At 54.6% G+C, this 24,321-nt stretch carries 23 protein-coding genes and 2 other annotated features; of the genes, 5 read left to right on the forward strand and 18 right to left on the reverse strand.

Annotated features, from left to right (window positions below):
* Nucleotides 1-48: 48 nt before the first annotated feature.
* A complete protein-coding gene (locus EJQ19_RS18970) occupies nucleotides 49-2,301 on the reverse strand; it encodes a rhamnogalacturonan lyase (protein WP_126142810.1) in 2,253 nt (750 codons plus the stop codon).
* Between the two features lie 175 nt (nucleotides 2,302-2,476).
* On the opposite strand from EJQ19_RS18970, the gene EJQ19_RS18975 reads away from it, so the two are divergent.
* Nucleotides 2,477-2,842 carry a hypothetical protein gene (locus EJQ19_RS18975; protein ID WP_126142811.1) on the forward strand — a complete coding sequence of 122 codons (366 nt, stop codon included), beginning with the start codon at nucleotides 2,477-2,479 and terminating at the stop codon, nucleotides 2,840-2,842.
* 225 nt (nucleotides 2,843-3,067) lie between these two features.
* On the opposite strand, the gene groL is transcribed toward EJQ19_RS18975, so the two are convergent.
* From groL to EJQ19_RS19015, 8 genes are all read right to left on the reverse strand, one after another.
* On the reverse strand, nucleotides 3,068-4,699 hold the full coding sequence (gene groL, locus EJQ19_RS18980) for a chaperonin GroEL (RefSeq protein WP_126142812.1): 1,632 nt from the start codon (nucleotides 4,697-4,699) through the stop codon (nucleotides 3,068-3,070).
* A gap of 74 nt (nucleotides 4,700-4,773) precedes the next feature.
* On the reverse strand, nucleotides 4,774-5,055 hold the full coding sequence (groES, locus tag EJQ19_RS18985; RefSeq protein WP_126142813.1) for a co-chaperone GroES: 282 nt from the start codon (nucleotides 5,053-5,055) through the stop codon (nucleotides 4,774-4,776).
* Between the two features lie 239 nt (nucleotides 5,056-5,294).
* Nucleotides 5,295-6,053 (reverse strand): twin-arginine translocase subunit TatC, encoded by a 759-nt coding sequence (gene tatC / locus EJQ19_RS18990; protein WP_126142814.1) that lies wholly within the window; start codon nucleotides 6,051-6,053, stop codon nucleotides 5,295-5,297.
* A 35-nt stretch (nucleotides 6,054-6,088) separates the two neighbouring features.
* Nucleotides 6,089-6,634, reverse strand: coding sequence for a twin-arginine translocase TatA/TatE family subunit (gene tatA, locus EJQ19_RS32890; RefSeq protein ID WP_126142815.1), 546 nt, complete (start codon nucleotides 6,632-6,634; stop codon nucleotides 6,089-6,091).
* A 26-nt stretch (nucleotides 6,635-6,660) separates the two neighbouring features.
* Nucleotides 6,661-7,662, reverse strand: a complete 1,002-nt coding sequence (locus tag EJQ19_RS19000) for a molybdopterin-binding protein (protein WP_126142842.1) — start codon at nucleotides 7,660-7,662, stop codon at nucleotides 6,661-6,663.
* A gap of 14 nt (nucleotides 7,663-7,676) precedes the next feature.
* On the reverse strand, nucleotides 7,677-8,168 hold the full coding sequence (locus EJQ19_RS19005; protein WP_126142816.1) for a MogA/MoaB family molybdenum cofactor biosynthesis protein: 492 nt from the start codon (nucleotides 8,166-8,168) through the stop codon (nucleotides 7,677-7,679).
* 47 nt (nucleotides 8,169-8,215) lie between these two features.
* Nucleotides 8,216-8,704: a cyclic pyranopterin monophosphate synthase MoaC gene (gene moaC / locus EJQ19_RS19010; protein WP_126142817.1), complete on the reverse strand. Its 489-nt coding sequence runs from the start codon at nucleotides 8,702-8,704 to the stop codon at nucleotides 8,216-8,218.
* 15 nt (nucleotides 8,705-8,719) lie between these two features.
* Nucleotides 8,720-9,352, reverse strand: a complete 633-nt coding sequence (locus EJQ19_RS19015) for a 5-formyltetrahydrofolate cyclo-ligase (protein WP_126142818.1) — start codon at nucleotides 9,350-9,352, stop codon at nucleotides 8,720-8,722.
* 224 nt (nucleotides 9,353-9,576) lie between these two features.
* Between EJQ19_RS19015 and EJQ19_RS19020 the strand changes: the two genes are divergently transcribed.
* Nucleotides 9,577-11,547 (forward strand): ABC-F family ATP-binding cassette domain-containing protein, encoded by a 1,971-nt coding sequence (locus EJQ19_RS19020; RefSeq protein ID WP_126142819.1) that lies wholly within the window; start codon nucleotides 9,577-9,579, stop codon nucleotides 11,545-11,547.
* Between the two features lie 479 nt (nucleotides 11,548-12,026).
* Here the strand turns inward: EJQ19_RS19020 and EJQ19_RS19025 are convergent, their stop codons facing one another.
* The 7 genes from EJQ19_RS19025 to EJQ19_RS19055 all read right to left on the reverse strand — a co-directional run bounded on the left by EJQ19_RS19025 (nucleotide 12,027) and on the right by EJQ19_RS19055 (nucleotide 18,429).
* The gene (locus EJQ19_RS19025) at nucleotides 12,027-13,598 is read right to left on the reverse strand and encodes a 2-isopropylmalate synthase (protein ID WP_126142820.1); all 1,572 of its coding nucleotides are present in this window, start codon (nucleotides 13,596-13,598) and stop codon (nucleotides 12,027-12,029) included.
* Nucleotides 13,599-14,110: 512 nt separating this feature from the next.
* Nucleotides 14,111-14,383: a binding site (T-box leader), on the reverse strand.
* 154 nt (nucleotides 14,384-14,537) lie between these two features.
* Nucleotides 14,538-14,788, reverse strand: a binding site (T-box leader).
* A gap of 161 nt (nucleotides 14,789-14,949) precedes the next feature.
* The gene (tsaD, locus tag EJQ19_RS19030; protein ID WP_126142821.1) at nucleotides 14,950-16,023 is read right to left on the reverse strand and encodes a tRNA (adenosine(37)-N6)-threonylcarbamoyltransferase complex transferase subunit TsaD; all 1,074 of its coding nucleotides are present in this window, start codon (nucleotides 16,021-16,023) and stop codon (nucleotides 14,950-14,952) included.
* A gap of 47 nt (nucleotides 16,024-16,070) precedes the next feature.
* Entirely contained in the window at nucleotides 16,071-16,598 is a 528-nt protein-coding gene (gene rimI / locus EJQ19_RS19035) for a ribosomal protein S18-alanine N-acetyltransferase (protein WP_126142822.1), read from the reverse strand.
* Nucleotides 16,595-17,449, reverse strand: coding sequence for a tRNA (adenosine(37)-N6)-threonylcarbamoyltransferase complex dimerization subunit type 1 TsaB (gene tsaB, locus EJQ19_RS19040; RefSeq protein WP_126142823.1), 855 nt, complete (start codon nucleotides 17,447-17,449; stop codon nucleotides 16,595-16,597). Before tsaB ends, rimI begins: the two co-directional genes overlap by 4 nt.
* Entirely contained in the window at nucleotides 17,446-17,934 is a 489-nt protein-coding gene (gene tsaE, locus EJQ19_RS19045; protein ID WP_126142824.1) for a tRNA (adenosine(37)-N6)-threonylcarbamoyltransferase complex ATPase subunit type 1 TsaE, read from the reverse strand. The genes tsaB and tsaE overlap by 4 nt, the downstream gene beginning before the upstream one ends.
* 136 nt (nucleotides 17,935-18,070) lie before the next feature.
* On the reverse strand, nucleotides 18,071-18,253 hold the full coding sequence (locus EJQ19_RS19050; RefSeq protein WP_126142825.1) for an H-type small acid-soluble spore protein: 183 nt from the start codon (nucleotides 18,251-18,253) through the stop codon (nucleotides 18,071-18,073).
* Entirely contained in the window at nucleotides 18,250-18,429 is a 180-nt protein-coding gene (locus EJQ19_RS19055) for a hypothetical protein (RefSeq protein WP_126142826.1), read from the reverse strand. Before EJQ19_RS19055 ends, EJQ19_RS19050 begins: the two co-directional genes overlap by 4 nt.
* 158 nt (nucleotides 18,430-18,587) lie before the next feature.
* Between EJQ19_RS19055 and ku the strand changes: the two genes are divergently transcribed.
* On the forward strand, nucleotides 18,588-19,472 hold the full coding sequence (gene ku / locus EJQ19_RS19060; protein ID WP_126142827.1) for a non-homologous end joining protein Ku: 885 nt from the start codon (nucleotides 18,588-18,590) through the stop codon (nucleotides 19,470-19,472).
* Between the two features lie 77 nt (nucleotides 19,473-19,549).
* On the opposite strand, the gene EJQ19_RS19065 is transcribed toward ku, so the two are convergent.
* Nucleotides 19,550-20,497 (reverse strand): ATP-dependent DNA ligase, encoded by a 948-nt coding sequence (locus EJQ19_RS19065; RefSeq protein WP_126142828.1) that lies wholly within the window; start codon nucleotides 20,495-20,497, stop codon nucleotides 19,550-19,552.
* Between the two features lie 115 nt (nucleotides 20,498-20,612).
* Between EJQ19_RS19065 and EJQ19_RS19070 the strand changes: the two genes are divergently transcribed.
* Entirely contained in the window at nucleotides 20,613-21,905 is a 1,293-nt protein-coding gene (locus EJQ19_RS19070; RefSeq protein ID WP_126142829.1) for an arsenic transporter, read from the forward strand.
* 86 nt (nucleotides 21,906-21,991) lie between these two features.
* Complete coding sequence (gene ligD, locus EJQ19_RS19075) at nucleotides 21,992-22,876, forward strand: non-homologous end-joining DNA ligase (RefSeq protein WP_126142830.1); 885 nt, start codon at nucleotides 21,992-21,994, stop codon at nucleotides 22,874-22,876.
* A 26-nt stretch (nucleotides 22,877-22,902) separates the two neighbouring features.
* Here ligD and cls read toward each other — a convergent pair whose 3' ends face one another.
* Nucleotides 22,903-24,300, reverse strand: coding sequence for a cardiolipin synthase (cls, locus tag EJQ19_RS19080; RefSeq protein WP_126142831.1), 1,398 nt, complete (start codon nucleotides 24,298-24,300; stop codon nucleotides 22,903-22,905).
* Between the last annotated feature and the right edge of the window lie 21 nt (nucleotides 24,301-24,321).

Here is a 24,321-nt window from a genome sequence, read left to right on the forward strand (position 1 = left end):
CCGGATCCTACGCAAGTAGAATCCGGTCGTTCTTTGTTGATAAGCCGCTTACGCCTTCGCACGCGGTACATGCAGCTTCGGAATCGGCACCTTCGACCAGTCCATATCCGAAGCCATATAAAAGCTGGTGTAACACGGCTGATTGTACACGACATTTTGCCAGGCGACTCCCGTCCGGTACTGCGCATCGTGCATGAGCGTATACAGCTTTCGGTCTGTCAGCTCCGTGCTGAGGTAAATGCGAATCGCCGAGCTGTCTGCCGTGCGAACCAGCAATTCCTCCCGCCAATCGCCGAACACGTCGGCAACAAGGCACGGATTGCCCTTCGTGCCGTTATTGCTGCGCGTGCCTTCCGCCGTCAACAGAACGCCGCGCTGCCAATCCGCAATCGTCACAGACTGCTCGAAGCTGCCTGAGACGATCTGCGTCGTCATGTCGCCCGACCATTTGATGCTCATGTTCGTACCGGGCACCTGCCGGGAGATTCGTTCCCCTGCGGCCGTCAGCAAACCGAAAGCGTCGTCGCTCGTGTAGCTCTCGCTGGCCCAGACCTGCAGCCCGCGCTGCGCACGGTCTACCTGACCGACCATACCGCGCCCGACGTCCTCCGTGGCGAATCCGCCGAAAAGCACCTCACCGGTTGCCGCATCCCTCAGCGTGTATCCGAAAGGGCCCCAGATGCCGCTCTCATGCACCATAAAAATCTCCAGTCCCGGCCGATCCGGGTCGATATTCGCGACATGAAGTGCGTCGCCGTGGCCGAGCTTGGCGGAGCGGCCTGGCGCTGCGCTGCCTTCCGGGAGATCGCCTTTGGAGCTGTACAGGATCGTGCCGTCGTGGTCGATCGTTGCCGCCCCGTAAATGATTTCATCGCAGCCATCCCCATCGACATCCGCAATGCTGAGGGAATGCGCCCCCTGCTTCGCAAGGCTGCCATACAGCTCGCTGCGTCCATCTTCCCCCTTCAGCGTATCGTTAAACGGATTGTTCATCGGCACCCAGCCGCTGTCCGTGTACCAGATCTCTTGGACCTGCACCCCATTCCACGTATAGGCCGCCACCGCAGCCCGCGTGTAGTACCCGCGCGCAAAAATCGCATGCGGCTTGCAGCCATCAAGGTAGCCAACGCCCGCGAGGAACCGATCCACGCGGTTGCCCGGCTCGATGCGGTTCCATGCATAATCGCCCCACATCAGCCCGTCGTCGTGGCGTCCCGGCTTATACCTGACCGTTTGAAGCTCCTCGCCCGTTTCCCCCTCGAACACCGTCAAATATTCCGGCCCCGTGAGAATAAACCCCTCGAACGCGCGCAGCTTGTTTCGGCTGCTTCGGCTTGGCGCATAGACGTCGAAGAAGTGATCCGCCAGACGCACAGCGTCCTCCCGGGACAGCGGATATGCATAGGCGGGCTCTATGCCAAAACAGGCCTCCAGCGTTGCCGGCCAATGGCCCACCGTTACTTCCTCATGCGCATGCCAGCCCATGAACATCTGCACCACATGCTCGTAATAATCCGAGCTGCTCATCCGATAATCATCCTCATGGCTGCAGCCCACCGCCAGATCCTCCTCGGGCATCGTAATATATCGCTCGGCAACCATCATGCCATCGGAATCGTAAGTGATCGTTTTCGTTCCAGGCGCTGTCTTGAGCATAACTTCGGCTTTCCCGTCCCCATCCCAATCATACACGAGGAACTGCGTATAATGAGCGCCTGCGCGAATGTTGACCCCGAGGTCAATCCGGTACAGCAGCGTGCCGTCCAGCTTGTAGCAATCAAGGTATACCGGCCCCGTGTAGCCGACGTGCGAAACATCCTTGGAGTTGGAAGGATCCCACTTGACAAAAAACTCATACTGACCGTCCCCATCCACATCCCCAACACTCATATCGTTGGCGGAGTACGTGTAACGCTCACCGCTTGGCGTCACGCCGTCAGCCGGCTTGCGCAGCGGAAGCTCGATATAATCGCTCTCCCAGGGCGTCACTTCAGGGCTGCGGTCGATCTCCTGCCCCTGCTTAACCGCACAGACATAATAAACAGAGCCAGAGCTTCCGTTGCGATCCAAATAATTCGTACTGTCCTCCACCATCGCAACCCGAACGTCGTCCCGGTACACATGGAAATCCACACCCGCCATTCCGTGCGCAGCAGCCCCCGTCACTTCCGTCCCCAACAGCCGCCAACTCAAAAAAATTCCCTCTGACGTCGACGCCGCCACCAGTCCGCGGTCCAAATATTCCAACTGCTTAGCAGCTTGCGTCACGCGCTCGTGCAGCTTCCCTTCTCCTGTCTTCATCTGTTTGTCCTCCTGCCTGTAAAAGAAATCGCTGTATGCTATCGCTCCTCTTACCATACCGGATCGACGGTTTGCCGGCATTAAGACATTTTTGCACAGCATCTGTATCCAGTTGTCCCATGATCGGTTATAATGATGTAGCGAAAAACAAATTCCGTAACGAAGGAGAATCAAAGTGAGCGAACAACTTTTGAAACAAATTATTTCCGAATTGCAAGAAATTAAAACGGAAGTAGTTGGACTTAAAACTGACGTTGCTGAGCTTAAAACTGATGTCGCTGAGCTTAAAACTGACGTTGCTGGACTTAAAACCGAGCAACAAAATATGGGCGTGCGACTCGATCGCATGGAAACCGACATTGCCGATATCAAAAAAGACACCTCATTAATCCCGTTCGTACAGAGAGCCGCGTTGGAAACCCACAGTGATATTCTAACAATGAAAAATCTCCAGCAAGAGCAACAAAAGATTCTAGAGCGCCTGTCCTATCGTTCCGTGTCACAAGAAGCCGACATTGCGGAGCTTCGCCGTATTAAATAACCCTAGTCTGATCGAGCTTCCTCATCTGTACAGCCCCTTCTCGGATTTGCCCTTCTCATCAACCTCATTTGCTTGATGAACTACAGAATGCTTAATAAATAAAATAGGCTTCTCACAGAGTTCATCTTGAACTCATGAGAAGCCTATTTTCATTCATATAGCCACAATGTGGGCAAACGGTGTTTCCCTTACAGGAAACCTTAATGCTAAAGGCTTTTCAGCCTCTTACATCATGCCACCCATACCACCCATGCCGCCCATATCAGGCATACCTGGTTTGTTTGGTTCTGGCTTATCAGCGATTACCGCTTCAGTTGTCAGGAACATTGCTGCTACGGAAGCTGCGTTTTGAAGCGCGGAACGCGTTACTTTCGCAGGGTCAACGATACCTGCGTCGAACATGTTCACCCACTCACCGGAAGCGGCGTTGTAGCCGATGCCGATCGCTTCGTTTTTCAAGCGCTCAACGATGACGGAGCCTTCTTGACCAGCGTTAGCTGCGATGGTGCGAACTGGCTCTTCCAGGGAACGCAGGATGATGTTCACGCCTGTTTGCTCGTCAGCGGATGCCGCTTGAACTTTAGCAACTGCGTTGTATACGTTCACGAGGGCTGTACCGCCACCGGATACGATACCTTCTTCAACGGCTGCGCGAGTTGCGTTCAAAGCGTCTTCGATGCGAAGCTTGCGCTCTTTCAGCTCAGTCTCAGTCGCTGCGCCTACTTTGATAACCGCTACGCCGCCGGACAGTTTAGCCAAACGCTCTTGCAGTTTTTCTTTATCGAAATCGGAAGTTGTTTCTTCCAATTGTGCACGGATTTGGGTAACACGGGAGTTGATGTCGGCAGGGTTGCCTGCACCGTCAACGATGATTGTGTTTTCTTTGGTGATGCGAACTTGACGCGCGCTGCCCAGTTGATCAGGCGTTGTGCCTTTCAGTTCCAAACCAAGCTCTTCCGTGATCACTTGACCACCAGTCAGAGCTGCGATGTCGCCCAGCATAGCTTTACGACGGTCGCCGAAGCCAGGAGCTTTAACCGCTACGCAAGTGAATGTACCGCGAAGTTTGTTCAGTACCAGTGTCGCTTGCGCTTCACCTTCAACGTCTTCTGCGATGATCAGAAGCTGTTTGCCGGATTGAACGACTTTCTCAAGCACAGGCAGAATTTCTTGGATGTTGGAGATCTTTTTATCTGTAATCAAAATGTAAGGATTGTCAAGGACAGCTTCCATTTTGTCAGTGTCAGTAACCATGTAGTGGGACGTGTAGCCACGGTCGAACTGCATACCTTCTACAACTTCAAGGTCCGTGTTGAAGCCTTTGGATTCTTCGACAGTGATAACGCCGTCTTTGCCGACTTTTTCCATCGCTTCAGCAATCAGTTGGCCAACTTCTTCGTCAGCTGCGGAAATAGCCGCAACTTGAGCGATGGATTGTTTGCCTTCGATTGGTTTCGCGATCGCTTGCAGTTCTTCAACCGCTGCTTTAACCGCTTTTTCGATCCCTTTGCGGATAACCATTGGGTTCGCGCCAGCTGTTACGTTTTTCAAGCCTTCGCGAATCATCGCTTGAGCAAGCACTGTAGCTGTTGTCGTACCGTCACCAGCGATATCGTTGGTTTTAGTCGCAACTTCTTTAACCAGTTGAGCACCCATGTTCTCGAATGCATCTTCCAGTTCGATTTCTTTAGCAATGGTTACACCGTCGTTTGTGATCAACGGGGAACCGAATTTTTTCTCAAGAACAACGTTGCGGCCTTTTGGACCCAAAGTTACTTTAACTGCGTTCGCCAAAGCGTCAACCCCGCGAAGCATGGAGCGACGGGCTTCTTCGCTAAATTTAATCTCTTTTGCCATGATAGGAAACCTCCTCTAATATGAACCTGTAAGTATGATGTTAATGTGTTGCCGATCTATATGCTGCTCTAAAATTAGGCTAAAACAGCGAGGATGTCGCTCTCGCGCAAGATCAACAGTTCACGGCCGTCGTATTTCACTTCAGTTCCTGCGTATTTGGAGAAAATGATGCGGTCGCCTTCCTTCACTTCAAGAGGAACACGAACGCCATCTTTCAACGCGCCGGAGCCGACAGCGACAACTTTACCTTCTTGTGGTTTTTCTTTCGCTGTATCTGGCAGCACGATGCCACTTGCAGTAGTCTCCTCTTTCGCAACGGCTTCAATGATAACTCGATCACCTAACGGTCTGATCATGGAAAAATAGCCTCCTTTAGAAAATTGTTCGGGTATTTTCGTTTTATTAGCACTCGAATGTGTTTAGTGCTAACAACATCTCTAATGATACTCATTCTGGGAGTAATTTGCAAGTCCTTTTACACAATTTTCATTGATTCCGGACACCCCCTCATTCTATCCAAACGAATGGCAAATATTCCCGTATGCATAAAAAATAGCCTGTTCGAACGAACAGACCATTTTAGCCCAACCTGCGCTTATTTCGCGCCGTATTCCAGTTCCCATGCCGCATCCTTCGCCAGCTGCTTGCGATAGATCAGCCTCGACATGAAGACGCTGAACTCATACAAGATGATCAGTGGAATCGAGACCAGGATCGCCGAGATGGCATCCGGTGGTGTGATGACCGTCGCCAAAATAACCATTAGCATATAGGCATAACGTCTCATTTTGTGCAGCCGTTTCGGATTCAACAGCCGGATTTTCGTCAGGAACATCACGACGATCGGCATTTCAAACACACACGCGAGCGGGAGAACAATATTGAACATGAAGGTAAAATATTGCGCGGCACCGTACATCTCATTAATATCGAGGCTCTTGCTGATCGAAGATGTGAAGTAGAAGGCCATAGGAAATACGACAAAATAGCCGAACGCGAGACCAAGAATAAAAAGACCGAACGCGTACGGCACATACAGGACCGACGCCCTTTGCTCTTCTTCCCGAAGGCCCGGCTTCACGAACGCCCACACATGGTACATGATGACAGGCAGCGTAATTAAAAGGCCGACGGCAAGCCCAAAATTCATATACAGCCGCAGCGCATCCCAAGGTGAGAACACGTTCCAGCTGATGCCGTTCGCCGGGGGGATGCTCTTCAAATACCGGATGATCGGCCTTGCGGCAACGAGACCCGCGACCATTCCGATGACCAATACGAGCAGCACCCACATAATTCGCTTGCGCAGCTCGGTCAGATGCTCGACAAGCGACATTTCTTCGGTCGTTGACATGCTACACCTACTTTACGGGAGGATAATGGTAAAAATTAATCCGGCAGACGCTTGATTGAAGCACTCTCGTCTGGCTGCGAAGATGATGCTGCAGCAACGGTCGGCTTTGCCTCCCCGCCGGCCTCCCCTTGCACCCGAACGACGCTTTTCTTCGTGACAAAAGCGACCGCAGCCGCCTTTGGCGCTTCCACCGTGACCGGGGTCACCGGGTCAGGCGCGGGCACCACGGTTTCCGCTGCGGCAACAACGATCGGCGTCGGATTCGTTGCCGGTAGCACAGCCTCGCCGGCACCTTCAGCCGGCACCTCAACGACTGCAGCCGCTGATGTCTCAGCCGCCGCTTTCACGACAGAAGCCGCTACCGGAGCAGCGGTCTCCACCTTCACCGCAGGAGCCGTAGACGGCTTCGCCTCCTCGATCGGCTGCTTCACCTCTTGCAGCAACCCGTTCGTGACTTGCTTGAACTCGCGGAGCGTCTTGCCGAGCATACGTCCGATCTCGGGGAGCTTCTGCGGCCCGAAAATGACCAATGCCACGACGGCGATCAGCAGCAGCTCCGAAAAACCAATATTTTGAAACATGGACTTCAACTCCATTTACCTTTGGACTAACACTGATAAAAACCGCCGTACCCCATCTCCGTAATGTCGCTGCGCACGATTTCTTCACCTGCGCAGATACGCGGCAGCAGCACATCAAACGACGTGTACGGGTCGTGCATCACACAACCCGGCAGCCCCATGATCGGCGTATCGCCCAGATACGCCATCAAGAGCATCGAGCCCGGCAGCATCGGCGTGCCGTAGCTGACCACGCGGGCGCCGGCCAGCTTGATCGCGCCCGGCGTGCGGTCGTCCGGGTCCACGGACATGCCGCCCGTGACCAGGATCAGATCCACGCCAAGCGCCTGCAGCGCGTGGATCTCGCCTACAATCGTTTCGCTGTCGTCCGGCGCGAAACGCTGCTCCACCACCGAGGAGCCGAGCTGTGCCAGCTTCTCCTTCACGACCGGGCCGAATTTATCCTGGATCCGGCCCTTGAACACCTCGCTGCCCGTCGTGATCACGCCGACGCGCAGCGAGCGAAACGGCTTCACCTCGAGCAAGGTGAAGCCCGCTTCACGACGAGCCTGCGCCAAGCGCTCGACCTCCACAACCTTCGCTTCCTCCACAATGAGCGGGATGACCCGCGTGCCGATCAAGGAAGCGCCTGCCTTCACGACCGTGTTGGTTCGAATCGTCGACAACACGATCTCATCGATCGCGTTCACGCTGTCCACGAACGCCTTATCGATTTTGACCAAGCCGTGGATCGGCGATTTCACGTTCACTTTGCCCTCGTGCGGCTCGGTCAGCTCCAGCGAGGCGCTGTCGCCCACAATTGCGCGCGCCATGCGCAGCGCCGCTTCGTCTTCATGGAGATAGCCCGGCTGCAGCTCCATCGCATAGATGTGCTCCTTGCCGATGCTCAGCAGCGCCGGGATGTCCGCTTCCGTGACCTGATGCCCTTTGCGGAAGAGGCGGCCTTTGAATTCCCCGGGCAATATTTGCGTCAAATCATGCGGCAGAATCATGCCGATCGCATCCTCCACCTTGACCTCACGCAGCATCGTGTCTTTGTAGCTCACCCGTGATCGCCTTCTTTGCCGGTCAGAATGCCAAGCGCATGCGGAAGCTGATCAATGATGGCCATCAGATTTTCCTGAACGCCTTTGGGGCTGCCAGGCAAATTAATGATGAGTGTGCGCCCGCGTATGCCGGAAACCGCCCGCGAAAGCATCGCCTTGCGCGTCTTCTGCATCGACGTCATCCGCATCGCTTCCGCGAAACCCGGCGCGACCCGGTCGATGACGTTCAGCGTCGCCTCCGGCGTTACGTCCCGCGCCGCGAGTCCCGTTCCTCCCGTCGTGAGGATCAAGTCGGCTTGATAATAATCGGTCATTTCAATGAGAGACGCCATAATTTCGTCCATCTCGTCCGGCACGACCCGGTACTCAATGATTTCGCCTTGCATTTCCTCTTCAATCAACTCGCGGATTACCTGAGCGCTGGTATCTTCTCGTTCTCCTCGGTAACCGCGGTCACTGGCTGTCAGAATCGCAACTTTCCAGTGCATCCTTCGTCACCTCTCCCTTTTGAACCGAATGGAATCCCCTTCGTTGGTTACACGTCTTGCCTATGAAAATCCCCGTTTTTCCCGCCCGTTTTACTCACGAGCATCGTCGAGGCAATGATCATATCCTTCTCGGCCGCCTTGCACATATCGTACACCGTCAGCGCCGCGGCGGAAACGGCCGTCAGCGCCTCCATCTCCACACCAGTCGGACCTGTTGTCCGAACCGTCGCTTCAATGTAGAGCTCATTTACGCCATTGTCCGAGAACTGAATGTCAATGCCGGTCAGCGCAATCGGATGACACATCGGAATCCAGTCAGACGTCTTCTTGGCGGCCATAATGCCGGCGACCTGCGCGACCGCGAGAACGTCGCCTTTTTTCATTTTGCCTTCCTTGATCAGGGTCAAGGTTGCTGCCTTCATGATCAGCGCAGCTCGCGCCGTTGCGGTACGCTTGGTCTCGCTTTTGTCCGAAACATCCACCATACGCGCCCGGCCCTGCTCATTAAAATGCGTCAGCGGTGACGATTCTGCCATACAATCTCCCCAGTCTTAAGTTTCTTTCTTAAAAATCAGCTTACTCTCGGTCACAATCCCGTCCACCCGAAAATCATGCCAGGACGAAGGCACCGAAGGAATCAACTGCTTATCGAACGCAGCCGCAATCGCAAACGGACGTTCCAGCCCTCGTGCCGCGAACAACTGCATAAACCGGTCATAGAAACCTCCGCCGTACCCCAGCCGCCCGAAATCCATATCAAAAGCAAGTCCGGGTACGAGAATCATCGAAATGGTCGACAGATCCTCCTCGATCGGCACATCCCCGCGCGGCTCGCGAATCCCGTACGCTCCGCTTTCCAGATCTTCATACCGGGAGATGATATGCAGATTCATCGTTTTCGTATTCTCTACTACTTTCGGGATGAGCACCCGAATTCCCTGCTGCCAGCACCATTCCATCAGCGGCGCAACGTCCGGCTCGGTTCGAAACGGCATATAGCTGAGCAGTGTGGGCTTACGGCCCGCCGCCTGTTCATCAGCTTTAAGAAGCCTGTCCTTACACAGCTTGATCAATCGTTCATTTATGCGTATCTGCTTCTCATCCCGCACATTGTTCACGATGGAAGCGCGCTTTTGTTCCATTTCTTTGCGTAGAGCAATTTTCCTCTCTCTAATGTTCATCATCGTTACAGCCCTTCCTGCCTAGGAGTGGTTTCCCCCATTTTAACATAAAAAAAGTAAAAAACGATACTGCGCCCGCCGCTCGCCCTCGTTCACGGAAATTAACAGGGCATTGCGCTCTTTCCTAGTGTATACTAATAAATTGATGGTATCATGAAAATGGTCAATTCGTGAAATTTCACTGGGTTCTTTCATTAAAATGCAGCTGCGCAGGAGGCCTTCCAATCATGTTATTACAGGTTTCAAACGTTTCGAAAAGCTACGGAGTCCGCTCTGTTCTTTCTAATATAACGCTTCAAATCGAAAATAAGGAGCGCATCGGCCTCGTCGGCGTCAACGGCGCAGGCAAATCGACGCTGCTGCAAATTATCGCGGGCGAGATGTCGTACGATAGCGGCGATATTTTCAAGGCCAAAGAAACGAAGATCGGCTACCTCAAACAAAACAGCGGCCTTCATACGGATAAAACAATTTGGGACGAGCTGTTGAGCGTGTTCAGCTCTTTGCTGGACGCGGAGAAAGAGCTCCGCGCGTTGGAGGCGCAGATGGCCGATCCGGCGCTGATTGAGGATGAGAAAAAATATGAAACCACGATGAACCGCTATGCTCAGCGCTCTGAATGGTTCCGCGAGCAGGGTGGCTACGAAATCGAAGCCAAAATCCGCGGCATCCTGCACGGCATGGGCTTCGGCAGTTTTCCGCCGGACACGCCGGTGAACACGCTGAGCGGCGGGCAGAAGACGAGACTCGCCCTCGCCAAAATGCTGCTCGAAGAGCCCGATCTGCTCATGCTCGACGAACCGACGAACCATCTCGACATCGCTACACTCACGTGGCTCGAGGGCTATCTGCGCGGCTATCCCGGCGCGATACTCGTTGTATCGCACGACCGCTACTTCCTTGATGCGTTGGTCACCGCGATTTATGAAATTGAACGGCACGCCTCGAGACGGTATACCGGCAATTACACGCGTTTTGTCGAGATTAAAGAAGCGAACTACGACATCGAGCTGAAGCAGTATGAGAAACAGCAAGAAGAGATTTCGAAGCTGGAGGATTTCGTGCAGCGCAACATTGTGCGTGCCTCCACGACCAAGCGGGCGCAGTCCCGCCGCAAGCAGCTCGAGAAAATGGACCGCCTGGACAAGCCGTTAGGCGATCTGAAGCGCGCGTCGTTTTCTTTTGAGATTGAACAAACGTCTGGCAAAGAAGTGCTGCAAGTCGACCGGCTGAGCATCTCCTATGACGGGAAGAACCGTCTGCTCGACGGCGTGTCCTTCGGTCTTCGCCGCTCCGAGACGGCGGCTTTAATCGGGCCGAACGGAATCGGCAAGTCGACGCTGCTCAAAACCTTAATCGGCCAACACCAACCCGATGCCGGCTCGTTCAAGTGGGGCACCGGCGTGACGATCGGCTATTACGATCAGGAGCAGACCGGGCTGAATAAAGACAACACCGTCCTCGAAGAGGTGTGGAACACCTACCCGCATCTCGAGGAGGCGAGGATTCGCACAGTGCTGGGGAACTTCCTGTTTAGCGGGGAAGAAGTGTTCAAGAAGATCGCAGCTCTCAGCGGCGGCGAAAAAGCTCGCGTTGCGCTCGCCAAGCTCATGCTGCAGAAGGCGAACGTGCTTATTCTCGACGAGCCTACGAACCATTTGGACCTCTACAGCAAAGAAGTGCTGGAGTCCGCGCTCATGGATTACGAAGGCACGCTGCTGTTTATCTCGCATGACCGTTACTTTTTGAACAAGATGGCGGAAAGCATGCTCGATTTGCAAAAGGATGGCCTGACCGCTTACCTCGGCAACTACGACGATTATATGGAGAAAAAAGCGGAGATCGCCGAGATGGAGGCGCAGCGACTGGCGGCAGAAGCAGCGAAGAAAGCGGCGTCCGGCGGCTCCGGCGGAAAAGTTGATGCTTCAGCTGGCGCGAAGTCCGATGCATCTGGTGGCGGCAGCTATGAAGCCGACAAGCAGGCGAAGCGCGAGGAGCGCAACCGCCAGCGCAGACTCGAGCAGCTCGAGCAGGACATCGCGCGGCTGGAAGAAGAGATTGCAGCCTTGGAGGCGGAGCTCGCCGATCCGGCTGTGTATAACAATTACGTCCTCGTGCAAGAGAAGAACGCGGAAGTGGATAACCGCAAAGAAGCGCTCTCCGCTTGCTATGAAGAATGGGAAACACTTTTGGCTTAAAAATAGGGATGAAGAAACCCGCATAGGTCGCTGTGCGGGCTTTTTGTTGTCGTGTTTGGTTCACTTGTGGCACAACGGGTGAAATTCATATGAGCACCGTACACGCCGCATTCACTCCGGTTGCTAAACGTCCACCGAGCTGAGATTTCAGGAATTTCGAATTGTTAAGACAATTAACTGGATTCGACATTTTTCGATCTCCACTATCCACATCCTTATCCACAGAAAAAGAGACGCGAATCCCGCGTCCCTTTTGGATTTTCTTTTGATTTCCACAATTTTATCCACATTATCCACATCATCCACATTTTCTTGTGAAAAAGTTATTCGATTTCATCAGGCTTAGAAAACGTTGATGGGACAATCTTTTCTTTATTTATTCACATTGTACACAGGGTGTGTGTATAACCTTGCTCACAAGGCGTGTATATATCTAAGTTTTCTCACAATTTTGTGCACAACCTTGAATCGTTCCTAACTTACGACGCGGATGTCGCTGTGGATGGTGCCGCTGTTTGGTTTTGCATGCGCATTGCCTGGTTGCACGCGGAGACAAACGCTTTCGCCACGGCGACAAGCACGTCTTGATCGATGGCGGTATTTTTATAGGTCTCACCGTTCACCGCAATAGTGACCTCCGCCTCTCCTGTCGCTTTTTCACCTGTGGATAACGAATGCAGCTCCAGGTCGGAGAAATCCACAACCATCGGCATTGCTTGCTGCAGCCCATGGATAATCGCTTCGATCGGTCCTTCGCCGGTTCCGCTGTAAACTTCCTCCACGCCGGTGATGTTGTTGCGCACGGCAACCGAAGCGACGCGATCTTGGTCGCTGTTCGAAACCACTTGCATGTGCACCAGGGAGAACGGCTCCATCTGACCGTCGACCGTTGATCCGACCAGTTCCATGAGCTGATCGTCGGTGACGATCTTTTGCTCGTCAGCTTTCTCTTTAAACTTGGTGTACAGCGTCTCCAACTCTTCACCCGTCAGTTCGACGCCGAATTGTCCTACACGGTGCTTCAGCGCATGGCGGCCGGAGTGTTTGCCGAGAATGATCATCGAGCGCGGCACGCCCAGTTTTTCCGGATCCATGATTTCGTACGTGGAGCGGTTTTTCAGCAGGCCGTCCTGGTGAATGCCCGCCTCGTGCTGGAACGCGTTGCGGCCGACAATCGGCTTGTTGTACGCGATCGGGAAGCCCATGATGCGGCTGACCATTTTGGACGTGTTGAAAATCTCGCTCGTCACAATGCCCGTTTCCACGCCCATCGTATGCTTCCGCGTCTCAATCGCCATGACCAGCTCTTCGAGCGAGCAGTTGCCGGCACGTTCGCCCACACCGTTTACGCTCACTTCCACGTGCGTAACGCCCGCGGCAATCGCAGCCAGGCTGTTCGCGACCGCCAGCCCGAGATCGTTATGGCAGTGCGCGCTGTACTCGACAGTGTCGCCGCCGCGCACGTTTTGGCGAACTCTACGGAACATCGCGCCGTACTCTTCCGGAAGCGCATAGCCCACGGTGTCCGGGATGTTCAGGATCGTTGCGCCTTCGGCGATGACCGCCTCCAGCACTTCAAAAAGGAACTCATCGCCGGTCCGTGTCGCATCCATCGGCGAAAATTCGATGCGGTCTACGAACTGCTTCGCGTAGGCGACCATCGACCGCGCGATCTCGACAACCTGCTGGCGCGACTTGCGCAGCTGGAAATCCAGGTGAATGTCCGACGAGGACAGGAACATGTGAATCCGGCGGAAGCCCGCATCTTGCGTAGCTTTGACAGCGGCATCGATGTCCGCCTGAACCGCGCGGGCGAAGCCGCAGATTTCCACGGTTTGCAGCTCGCGGGAAATTTGCTGCACCGCCTGGAAGTCGCCAGGGCTTGAGATCGGGAAGCCCGGCTCAATCGTGTCAACGCCCATCTTCGCCAGTTGGCGGGCGATGCGGATTTTTTCGTCCGGGTACAGGGACGCGCCCGGCGCCTGCTCCCCATCACGCAGTGTTGTATCAAAAATGCGAATGCGACGGTTTGTGTTTGCTTTTTTTTCCATGGTTGGTTCCTCCTTAGATTGACCGGTCTTACCGGTTGTTGGATTGGTTTCATTTTGATGTATGCTGTCTAGCGCTAATTTACTGATAGTGCTCGTGTGATTTCTCTCTGCCTTTGTTGCTGCTGCCTTTACTGATTCTACTGCCACTACTGCCACCACTATCACGGTACTACGGCTACCTCCGCTGCTCGCTACTACTGCTACTGCTACCGCTTCTACCCACCACTGCAACTCCCCCGTGGCCTCTGCTTCGTCGACCAATTCCCCGAAGACCTGCAAAAACTACATCAAATTTGCCCAAAATCGTTCATTTCACGAAAGTACCTGCAAAACGTGCAATAAATTTCGAGGAATTGCCGGATTTAGAGCAGTTTTTAGGCTTTTTGCCCCCATTTACATGTATAAAATACAGGATTTTGCTCCAAATGGCGCAAGAGATGCCCATTTTGCTGTACAAAATGCAGGTTCTCGCCTGGACCCACAGCCAAAACAAAAAGACCCGCCGTCTCTATTAAAGAGACGACAGGTCTTCACCCGGCGCGGTACCACTCTTGTTGGCTCCGCATGGGAGCCCACCTCAGATCCAGCGACGGGGACCGGCTTTTAACCGGCGATCCGCGCTGCATCACCCGATCACGGAGGTTATCCGTCCATCCCTAGCAGCGCAGGCTGTTCAGGATGGCCGCTTCCAAGCGAGTTCGGGGCGTTCAAGGTCTGCGTCGCAGCATCCCGCAGCTTTCTGTACCGTTGAGGTGGCCCTTACTATTCTTGTTCATTGCGTTGTTTGCGATATGGTTATGTGGACAGGGGACTCTTCGTTGCGTCTTCGTGCATGTCTTCCCCATTTCGATTGTATGACTGATTGCGAGCGGCCTTTTCATGCGTTCCAGCTCCGTCTTTTGGCTGTCCGGACAACCAAAAAAGCCTGCCATCTCTATATAAAGAGACGACAGGCTGTAGCCTTCCGCGGTACCACTCTCATTGATCCGAGCTGTCAACAGCTCGAAACCACTCATGTACCCGATCACGGGGGTCAACCGTCAAGACCTACTGCGAATGCCGGATCCAGCATTCTTCAGTCTTACCGCTCCCGGGCGAGTTCAGGCTGCGTTTCGTCTGTGCTTTCACCAAGCGCACAGCTCTCTGAGCGAAACTTCAAGTGCCTTACTACTCCCGTTCAATGCGTTTGAAAGTATTGATTGTGATTATAGTATGCGAATTTGGCAAAGTCAATACCGGCTGTGGAAAAATTTTTCCGGCGGCGCGCGGAGCCCAAGCTGCTCCCCTCGTCAGCACCGGGATTCCCTCACCGAGTGTTCAAGCAGTCCGAGCTTGCCGGCAAGATGCCGCGCTACCACGTTTCCAGGTCAAGCTGCGCCTCTGCCTTGAGCTCCATTGTGTCGAACTCACCGCGTTCCCACTTGAGGAATGCGGCTGCGCCGATCATCGCTGCGTTATCGGTGCAAAGGCTGTGCGGCGGCACCAGCAGCGGCACGCCGAGCTCCTCGCAGCGCACCGCGAGCGCGCTGCGCAATCCCTTGTTCGCGGCGACCCCGCCCGCGAGCAGCAATTGCTTCGCGCCGTACGCCCGCACGGCGCGGCTCGCCTTCTCCACAAGCACGTCGATGACGGATGCTTGGAAGCCCTTGGCAATCTGCGCGACCTGGACGGTCTCACCGCGCATCTTGCTCTGGTTGACGACGTTCAGCACCGCGGATTTCAATCCGCTGAAGCTGAAGTCGTAGGAATCCGCCTCGAGCCAGGACCGAGGCAGCTTCACTTCGGTATCGGCTTCCTGCGCAAGCCGATCCACGTGCGGACCGCCCGGGTAGGGCAGGCCCATCGCCCGGGCGACTTTGTCGTAGGCCTCGCCGGCCGCATCATCGCGCGTACGCCCGATGATCTTGAAGCTGCCGGGGCCTTCGAGCAGCACAAGCTCGGTGTGTCCGCCGGACACCACGAGCGAGAGGCAAGGATAGACCAGCTCATGCACGAGCTGGTTGGCATAAATATGACCGGCGATGTGATGCACGCCGATCAGCGGCAGGCCAAGCGCGCTGGCCAGCGCTTTGCCCGCGACGACGCCGACGAGCAGGGCCCCGATCAGACCGGGGCCTTCCGTGACGGCGATCGCCGACAGCTCGTGCAGGCTGACGCCTGCCTCGTCGACGGCCTGCTCCAGCATCCGCGTAATCGACTCCACGTGCTTTCGCGACGCCACTTCCGGCACCACGCCGCCGAAGCGCTGGTGCGTGTCGATCTGCGAGGAGATTTTGTTCGAGCGGATGATTGTGCCATTTTCGATGATGGCTACCGAGGTTTCGTCACAGCTCGTTTCAATGGCCAAAATATAAACCGGCTTGGTTGCCGGGGTGCCTGTCGTGATCTGGTCTGCTTCTGAGGTATCTCTTGTCGTCTTGCTCATTGTCTCGTTGTCCAACTGTCCCAGCTGATCTTCTGTCCTACTCACACTTATTCCCCTGTCCGAAAGCCGCCGTCACTGCCCAGATCTCTGCGCTTGGGCAAGTCCGCCCACATGACGACCGCATCCTCCCGATTGTCGGTATAATAGCCTCGGCGCACGCCGACGGCGCGGAAGCCGAGCTTCTCATATAAATTTTGCGCCACATAATTTGAGGTGCGCACTTCCAGCGTCATCCGGATCGCGCCCAGAAACGCGGACGTTCTCATCAGCTCGCGCAGCAAACGCTCTCCGAGCTTGCGCCCCCGATACGAGTGCTTGACGGCAATATTCGTGACATGCGCCTCCTCCATAATGAGCCACATGCCGCCATAACCGGCGACTTCGCCGCCAATGTCCATGATCATATAATGCGCAAACTGATTGTTGTTCAGTTCATTTTCAAAAGCGCCCTGAGTCCAAGGTGTCGTAAAGGCTTCCTGCTCAATCTCGCAAATATGCGGAATATCCGCCATGGTCATCGAGCGAAAAACAAGCTGATCTTCGAGCGCACGAGGGTTACACTGTTCCACGTTCATCGATCCCCTTTCTTCACCTGGATACCTGCCAGTAAATTCGCCTCCGCTTCCGGCAGACGCGTATAGTTCGGCACGAACGCATGCACGTCGGCTTTCTCGCCTTGCAGCAGCCGAGGGTAAGCCAGCCGACCGATAAATTCCGCTTCGATCCCATAAGGACGCACAAGAACGCCCGCGGAAATTGTCGCTGCAAATTCCTCCAATTCCTGGGCGAATCCTTCCGTTTCACCGACAAACAGCAAGCTTTTTACCCCCGTCTGCTCCGCTTGATCGCGGATTTGCTCCAACCAGCCGCCGATGACACGGATGCCATCCGGCAATACTTCATGCCAACCGGCACGGCCAAGGCCAGTCTCCGCCCCCGCGCCTTGAAACCCGTAAACCGCCGTAAAGGCCTGCTTGCGCCGCCCATCCATCAGCGGAACAACCCATGTCAGACCGCCGTTCAATCCGGCGTCGTTCCGTACAGAACCACCAAGAGCCATCGCTTCCAAACTGGATACCCCTATCAGATCTAGTCCTAGCGCCCAAGCGTACGTTTTGCCTACGGAGACTGCAATCCGCACGCCAGTATACGAGCCTGGGCCTTGTCCTACCGCTATCGACTGAAGATCGCGCGGTGTCATCTGAAAACGCGCAAGCAAGTCATTAATATGCGGCATAAGCCCAATCGAATGATTGCGCTCCGCATGTGAGCTGATCTCCCCCAGCAGCTTGCCCTCTTCGAGCAGCGCCACGGTCATTGCTGATGTCGAGGTATCGATGGCCAGGCATCGCCCCGTTGACGGTAATCTTTCCGCCTTTGTCATGGTCTGTTCCCGTTCAGTTATTGACTCTGTCCGTTCTGTCATTGTAGGTGTCCGTTCTCCTTCATCTGCAAGCACCAGATCTCATACGGCAGGCCGTAAGGCGTCAGGTGAAATACGCGGGATTGATCCTCCATGAGGCTAATTGTAATCGCAAGCCGGTCCGGCGGCAGCAAATCCGCAATCAAGCTGGACCATTCAATGAGTGATACGCCCGTGCCGTAGAAATAATCCTCCAGCCCGAGCTCGTCCGCCTCCTCCTGCGAAATGCGATACATATCCATATGGTAAAAAGGGAGATGATCCCCCTCATATTCCTTGATAATTGTGAATGTGGGGGAGTTGACGTGCTCCGCAATGCCGATGGCACGGGCGAAGCCTTGCGAGAACCGCGTTTTGCCTGCCCCCAGATCCCCGTCGAGCGTAATGACTGTGCCGGGCTGCAAGTAGCCGGACAATAGCTGACCGAGACGATCCGTGTCCGCTTCCTTGCGGGATTCAAATGTATAAGTGACTTGCTGTGCGCTCATTTCCGTCCTCCGCTGCTCCTTTTTACTCCCTCTATTATAGTCTTCGCCCGCAGCAGCATCAACTGGGATCTCCGTGAGCGGCAAACAGCCCTCTCTGCACGTGGCAGAGAGGGCTGCTTGGCTTGCTCGGTAAAGGCTAGTGAACCTCTTCCAGCTCTTGCGCCGGCACGATGCGCGCATCGGACGGATTCTCCTCCACATGCACTTTCACCATCGATTTGGCGGCGTCCACGCTATCAATCCAGACCGACAAGCCATTCAGGCTGACCTCAATTTTCTCGTCGGCGGCCAGAATCTCTTGCGCGCGGTGAACGTTCATGGCTCATCCAAGACGGATTCCGGATGATCCATCGTGTCGGTGGTGGTGGCTTCGATAAGGCCATTGTGCATGGTGACGTTGCCGCCCCCCAAGCCTTCATTAATCATCCTGTCAATGTCCATGAAGTGATCGTCTTTTCCTTCGTGGTCGTTATCCTGGGAAAAGTCCTCTGCCATCCGTGAACCCTCCTTCGCTTCGCAATAGGCAGGCTGCTTGCCTGCTTTTATAATCTCCCCAGCGGACCGCGGAACCATTCTTTTCATGCGCCGCCGTATAAAGGCAGCCTTTTCCGCGAATACTAGTACAATTATGTTTGTTTGGAGGAGGAGCAGCCGTGCATACCGTTTGGAAAGGTGCCATCAGCTTCGGATTAGTCCATGTTCCGGTCAAAATGTTTTCGGCTACGGAGGACAAAGACATCTCCATGCGCTACATTCACAAAGCTTGCATCACGCCGCTGTCTTATGTCCGCAAGTGCCAGACCTGCGAGAAGGAAGTCGAGTGGGAGGAAATTGCAAAGGGCTACGAGTACGAGCCGGGGCGTTTTGTTTTGTTTGAAAAAGACGAGCTCGAGACGATTTCAGGCGAGGCCAACAAGGAAATCAAAATTTTGGATTTTGTCAACTTGACGGATATTGATCCTGTGTATTTTCAGAAAACATATTACTTAGGGCCTGACGGAACCGGCGCCGGTGCTTACAGCTTGCTGCTCGAGGCAATGCGACAGACGGGGAAAATCGGCATCTCCAAAGTATCGATCCGCTCCAAGAGCTCACTCGCCGCAATCCGCGTGATCGATAATTGCTTGGCGATGGAGACGATTTTTTATCCCGATGAAATTCGGCCGATCGCGCAAGTGCCGGGTCTACCCGACAAGGTGACCGTCAACGAGCGGGAAATGGAGATGGCGAAAATGCTGATCAGCCAGTTGTCCACTCCATTTGAGCCGGACAAGTACCAGGATGAGTACCGAGCGCGCATGCTCGATGCGATTCAAAAGAAGGTGGCTGGCGAAGAGATCCGGTCGGCACCGGAAGTTCAAAAGACGAGCGTCATCGACCTGATGGCTGCGCTGCAGGCAAGCCTCGATGCAACCAAAGGTGGCGACGAATCGAAAGTTACCCTTGCACCGGATGCCTCCGTCACGGTCGAGAAGAAGCCCCGTGCTGCGGCAAAGCCCCGCGCCAAAAAGGAAAAAGCCCAAGAGCCGGTCACTTGAGACCGGCTTTTTGTATGCCTGCGTCCGATTACAGACGATCTACTTTAAGCTAGCAGCAGCCAATACCGGCACTCCCCTCACAGCTGTGCAAACGTGCACGCCGCCGGCTCCGCCCCGCCGAACGCCTGAATGCTCGGGTGCCGCATCGTGCCGTGGGGCGTCCATTCCATGTACTGGATTTTCGCCGTGAGCTGCGGTGCGAGCCAGGCAAACTCCTTGCTGTTGCGCTCCGGCTCATTGACGAACGGTTGCTGCGGTATCTTCATTCCTTCCACCAGCGCCGTGAGCTGCCGCCATTCCTCCCGGCTTACGAGCCCCGTGCCTGCGTGGCCGATGTAGACGAACCGTCCTTCGCGATCATACAATCCGAGCATAATCGCATTCACCGTCCCAGCCCGATAGGTTACGCCGCCGATGACCGCATAAAGATCGTGGAAAATTTTACGCTTGATCCAACGGGCATCCTTGCCGCCCACGGCATACGTGCTCCTCAGATCCTTGCACACGATCCCTTCCATTCGATGCGCCTTCATCACCTCGAAGAGCTGCTGCCCGTCAGGCATGCTCGGTGTCAACTGAACCGAAGGCTGCGGACGAATCACGCGCTCAAGCAGCCGCTGCCGCTCGGCGAGCGGCTTGTCCGTCACCCACTCGCCGTTCAGCATCAGCAGATCGAACAGCATATACGTGACCGGCGTCTGGTGCCGGGCCTTGACGATGTTGGCCTCCTTGCGCAGCGACTCGCGCTTCATAATCTGATGAAACGACGGCTTGGCGTCGTCCATCGCAATCACTTCTCCGTCCAGAATGACGGAGGATGCCGTGCAGTAAGCGCGAACATCCAGCAGCTCCGGATACTGGAGCGTGCGCTCATTGCGGCGCCGATTCCACAATCGGGTCGACTGGCCGTCGAAGTAGGTCAGCATGCGAACGCCGTCCCATTTAATCTGTGCGATCCAATCCGGTCCTGCCGGAATTTTCTCCGACCGGATCGGTTCAAAAGGTATGATCGGTTCTAAGACCATGCTTGCAATCTCCCATTTCAACGAGTGTTGCTTCCTAGTGTTACCTCTGCACAAAACCGTATACAGATGTTTCAAAATCTGAGATACTGTCAATTGGTGCAGGAGGGAATTCATCATGATTTATGTCGCAAGCTTGATTTTTTTACTTACGATGACGTTCGTCATCTGGCAGCCGAAGGGCCTCAATATCGCCTGGTCCGCGTCGGCTGGCGCGGTGCTCGCGCTGCTCTGCGGAGCCGTCACCTTCGGGGACGTCGCCGAAGTCACAGGCATCGTCTGGAATGCCACACTCGCCTTTATCGGCATCATCCTGATCTCGATCGTGCTGGACAGCATCGGCTTCTTCGAATGGTCAGCACTCCATATGGCCCGCCTCGCCAAAGGCGACGGCAAGCGCATGTTCGTCTACGTCATTCTGCTGGGAGCGGCGGTTTCCGCCTTTTTCGCCAATGATGGGGCTGCATTGATTCTGACTCCGATCGTCCTGGCGATGGTCAGAGCGCTGAAATTGCCGGAACTGATGGTGCTGCCTTTTATTATGGCAAGCGGCTTTATTGCTGACACCACATCGATTCCTTTTGTCATCAGCAATCTTGTGAATATCATCGCGGCGGATTTCTTCGGAATCGGATTCGTCACCTATGCCAGCCGAATGTTCGTAACGGGACTGGTTTCACTGGGCGCAAGCCTTCTCGTCCTTTACTTGTATTACCGCAAACAGATTCCTCAGACGTATGATATTGCCCAGGCTATGAATCCGAGCGATGCGATCAAAGACCGAAAGCTATTTAGCTTCTCGTGGTGGATTCTCGGCATTTTGCTGGCGGCCTACATTGCTAGCGGGTTTGTGCATATTCGGGTGTCGTTCCTCGTATGCGCAGCGGCGCTGAGCTTTCTTTTGGCCGCAAGGACGAGCCCTGCGGTCAACACACGGAAAATTTTAAAGGAAGCGCCTTGGACCATCGTGATTTTCTCCATTAGCATGTATGTTGTCGTATATGGGCTCAAGAATGCAGGGCTGACCGATGCCCTCGGGGATTTCATCGCATGGATGGCCAGCCAAGGATTGTTCGCTGCGACCGTCGGTATGGGCTTCCTCTCCGCTATACTGTCCTCGGTTATGAACAATTTGCCGACAGTCCTGATCGGCTCCCTTGCCGTGCATGAGGCGCATGCGGAGGGCATCATCCATGAAGCGCTCGTCTATGCGAATGTCATCGGCTCGGACCTCGGTCCGAAGATGACACCGATCGGCTCGCTCGCCACGTTAATTTGGCTGCATGTGCTAGCTAAGAAAGGCGTCAAAATCACGTGGGGCGACTATTTCAAAACCGGTATCGTGCTGACGGTGCCTACGCTTTTGATCACCCTAATCGGCCTTTACCTCTGGCTCCATGTCGTCGCCTAAGCCGCATTAAGTTTGAGAATCCCCCTACCGGGTGATACTTGTGTTAGACCGAACGTTTACACAGTACAATCCGGGAGGCGGGTTATTTGGCATACAAACACGAGAAAGGCACGCTGCTGATCGAAGGCAACGAGCTCACGATTACGAATCCGAACAAGCCGCTATGGCCGGAGCTTGGCATTACGAAAGCCGACTATCTCACCAAGTTGAGTGAGCTGGCTCCCTATTTGCTGCGATATTGCCGCGATCGGCATTTGACGACCATCCGGTATCCCCATGGGTACGACGACAAATCTTTTTATCAGAAAAATGCGCCCGAACCGACGCCCGATTTCGTAAATCTTGCTCCATTGGACGGCATTAATTATGTGAATTTGGATTCCCTGTCAACGCTCATCTGGCTTGGCAATCTCGCTTGTCTGGAGTTTCACCCTTCCTTTCACCATATCGGGCAGACGACACCAGCGGAGTGGGTGATCGACATCGATCCGTCGCTGGAAGAGGAGCCTCGCATTATGGAGGCAACGGAAATCATCGGGGAAGTACTGGATTCGCTCCGGATTCAGTCAGTGCCCAAGACGTCCGGCGCCACCGGCGTGCAGATCTATATTCCGATTCAGCCGAAATATACGTTTGAAGAGCTGAGAAAGATCGGGCATTTTATTGCGGAATTCGCTGTCCACAAGCATCCGAATCTGTTCACCATCGAGCGTTTCAAGAAAAATCGAGGCGACAAGATCTACATTGACTACCTCCAGCATTGGTATGGCAAAACGCTGTCCGCTCCCTACACACCGCGTGCCAAAAAGGACGCCTCCGTCTCCACTCCCCTCCTCTGGAAGGAAGTGGCTCAGCGTCCCAGCCCACGTGAATTCAATTTGCTGACGATCATGCCACGTCTGCGCACCTATGGGGATCTCATTGAGCGAGTCCCCCTGCAAAACCTTGACGCCATCCTGTCCCGACTGTAAGTCCGCTAGGAGCATTCAGACTCGCCCTAGAATAAAGGCGACAGCAGCCGGGCGATGGCTTCTTTACATTTGACGGACTTCGGCCTTTGCAGGAAAGCGGCTAGCTCCACTTCTTCGCACTCCTGCAGGTCCATGGTAAAATCCTGTTCCAGCCGCCGAATCGCCGACTGGCTGAAGAGGACCGCATTCAGCTCGAAGTTGCTGAAGAAGCTGCGCATATCCATATTTGCGGTCCCCGCCGTTGCCATGAAGTCATCAAACAAGATGACCTTGGCATGGATAAAGCCCTTTCGGTACAGATAGAACCGGACGCCCGCCTGCAGCAGTTCCTGCATATAAGATTGTGAGGCATACCGAACAATGCGGGAATCGCCCTTGTACGGAAGGATGACCCGCACATCTGCGCCGCTGCTCGCTGCGGTTTTCAACGCCATCGTAATGCTCGGGTCCGGGATGAAATACGGCGTCGTCACATAAATGCGCCTGCGCGCCGCAATCATGCCGGTGAAGAACATCTCCTGAATCGTATCCCAGTACCGGTCCGGGCCGCTGGAGAAGATCTGCACATGCGCTTCTTCCTCCACATCCGGCTTAGGAAACAGGTCTTTATTCCGGAGCTGCCGGCCGCTGACAAAAGCCCAGTCCGTCAGAAACGTGCGCTGCAAATCTGCAACCGCCTCGCCTTCCATTTTCAAATGCGTATCCCGCCAGAAGCCGAGCTTCGGGTCTCCCCCCAAATACTCGTCACCAATATTAATGCCGCCGACAAAACCAACCTTGCCATCCACCACCACAATCTTGCGGTGATTCCGGTAATTCAGCCGTTTCTCGAAAAAGGCGATGAGCGGTTTCAAGAACGGATACACCTCGCAGCCAGCCGCCCTCAACTTATCTACGTAGGCCTTGGGCAGCTGGTACGAGCCCATACCGTCGTAGATCACTCGTACCTGAATGCCTTCCCGCGCCTTGCGGATGAGCACATCCTGGAACCGCCGCCCCGTCTCATCATCGCGAATCGTATAAAATTCAAAATGAATATGCCGCTGCGCAAGCTCCAAATCTTCCAGCAAAGCGTCATAAGTCGCAGCTGCATTCGTCAGGACCGCGACCCTGTTGCGGACCGTCAGCGGTGCGCCAGGTATCCGCCGCAGCCACTCGCAGAGCCTTTTATCCATGCTGGCTGGCCAGGTCTCCGGCCCTTCCTCACGCACAAACCGCTCGCGTTCCCCGCGATGATCCCGGTAAACTCGCTTCCGCCTGACATACTCCCGTGCCATAAAGTAATACATAACAAATCCAATAATTGGAAAAACATATAGAATAGAAAGCCACGCCACACTCTTGGCAGGTCTCTTGTACTCGCTGAGCAAAATAGCGGCCGCCTGCAGGATGAACAAAAGCAGCAATGATGCAAGCCAAATCAATGTGTTTCCCTCCCCATCTGC

This window comes from Paenibacillus whitsoniae, from assembly GCF_003955665.1.
Classification (GTDB): Bacteria; Bacillota; Bacilli; order Paenibacillales; family NBRC-103111; genus Paenibacillus_E; species Paenibacillus_E whitsoniae.

What these genes read in the sequence shown, in the direction of transcription:
- EJQ19_RS18970 (WP_126142810.1), bottom strand. Translation starts at nt 2,301, where the DNA reads ATGAAGACAGGAGAAGGGAAGCTGCACGAGCGCGTGACGCAAGCTGCT.
- groL (WP_126142812.1), bottom strand. Translation starts at nt 4,699, where the DNA reads ATGGCAAAAGAGATTAAATTTAGCGAAGAAGCCCGTCGCTCCATGCTT.
- groES (WP_126142813.1), bottom strand. Translation starts at nt 5,055, where the DNA reads ATGATCAGACCGTTAGGTGATCGAGTTATCATTGAAGCCGTTGCGAAA.
- tatC (WP_126142814.1), bottom strand. Translation starts at nt 6,053, where the DNA reads ATGTCAACGACCGAAGAAATGTCGCTTGTCGAGCATCTGACCGAGCTG.
- tatA (WP_126142815.1), bottom strand. Translation starts at nt 6,634, where the DNA reads ATGTTTCAAAATATTGGTTTTTCGGAGCTGCTGCTGATCGCCGTCGTG.
- EJQ19_RS19000 (WP_126142842.1), bottom strand. Translation starts at nt 7,662, where the DNA reads ATGCTGCGTGAGGTCAAGGTGGAGGATGCGATCGGCATGATTCTGCCG.
- EJQ19_RS19005 (WP_126142816.1), bottom strand. Translation starts at nt 8,168, where the DNA reads ATGCACTGGAAAGTTGCGATTCTGACAGCCAGTGACCGCGGTTACCGA.
- moaC (WP_126142817.1), bottom strand. Translation starts at nt 8,704, where the DNA reads ATGGCAGAATCGTCACCGCTGACGCATTTTAATGAGCAGGGCCGGGCG.
- EJQ19_RS19015 (WP_126142818.1), bottom strand. Translation starts at nt 9,352, where the DNA reads ATGATGAACATTAGAGAGAGGAAAATTGCTCTACGCAAAGAAATGGAA.
- EJQ19_RS19020 (WP_126142819.1), top strand. Translation starts at nt 9,577, where the DNA reads ATGTTATTACAGGTTTCAAACGTTTCGAAAAGCTACGGAGTCCGCTCT.
- EJQ19_RS19025 (WP_126142820.1), bottom strand. Translation starts at nt 13,598, where the DNA reads ATGGAAAAAAAAGCAAACACAAACCGTCGCATTCGCATTTTTGATACA.
- tsaD (WP_126142821.1), bottom strand. Translation starts at nt 16,023, where the DNA reads ATGAGCAAGACGACAAGAGATACCTCAGAAGCAGACCAGATCACGACA.
- rimI (WP_126142822.1), bottom strand. Translation starts at nt 16,598, where the DNA reads ATGAACGTGGAACAGTGTAACCCTCGTGCGCTCGAAGATCAGCTTGTT.
- tsaB (WP_126142823.1), bottom strand. Translation starts at nt 17,449, where the DNA reads ATGACAGAACGGACAGAGTCAATAACTGAACGGGAACAGACCATGACA.
- tsaE (WP_126142824.1), bottom strand. Translation starts at nt 17,934, where the DNA reads ATGAGCGCACAGCAAGTCACTTATACATTTGAATCCCGCAAGGAAGCG.
- EJQ19_RS19050 (WP_126142825.1), bottom strand. Translation starts at nt 18,253, where the DNA reads ATGAACGTTCACCGCGCGCAAGAGATTCTGGCCGCCGACGAGAAAATT.
- EJQ19_RS19055 (WP_126142826.1), bottom strand. Translation starts at nt 18,429, where the DNA reads ATGGCAGAGGACTTTTCCCAGGATAACGACCACGAAGGAAAAGACGAT.
- EJQ19_RS19065 (WP_126142828.1), bottom strand. Translation starts at nt 20,497, where the DNA reads ATGGTCTTAGAACCGATCATACCTTTTGAACCGATCCGGTCGGAGAAA.
- EJQ19_RS19070 (WP_126142829.1), top strand. Translation starts at nt 20,613, where the DNA reads ATGATTTATGTCGCAAGCTTGATTTTTTTACTTACGATGACGTTCGTC.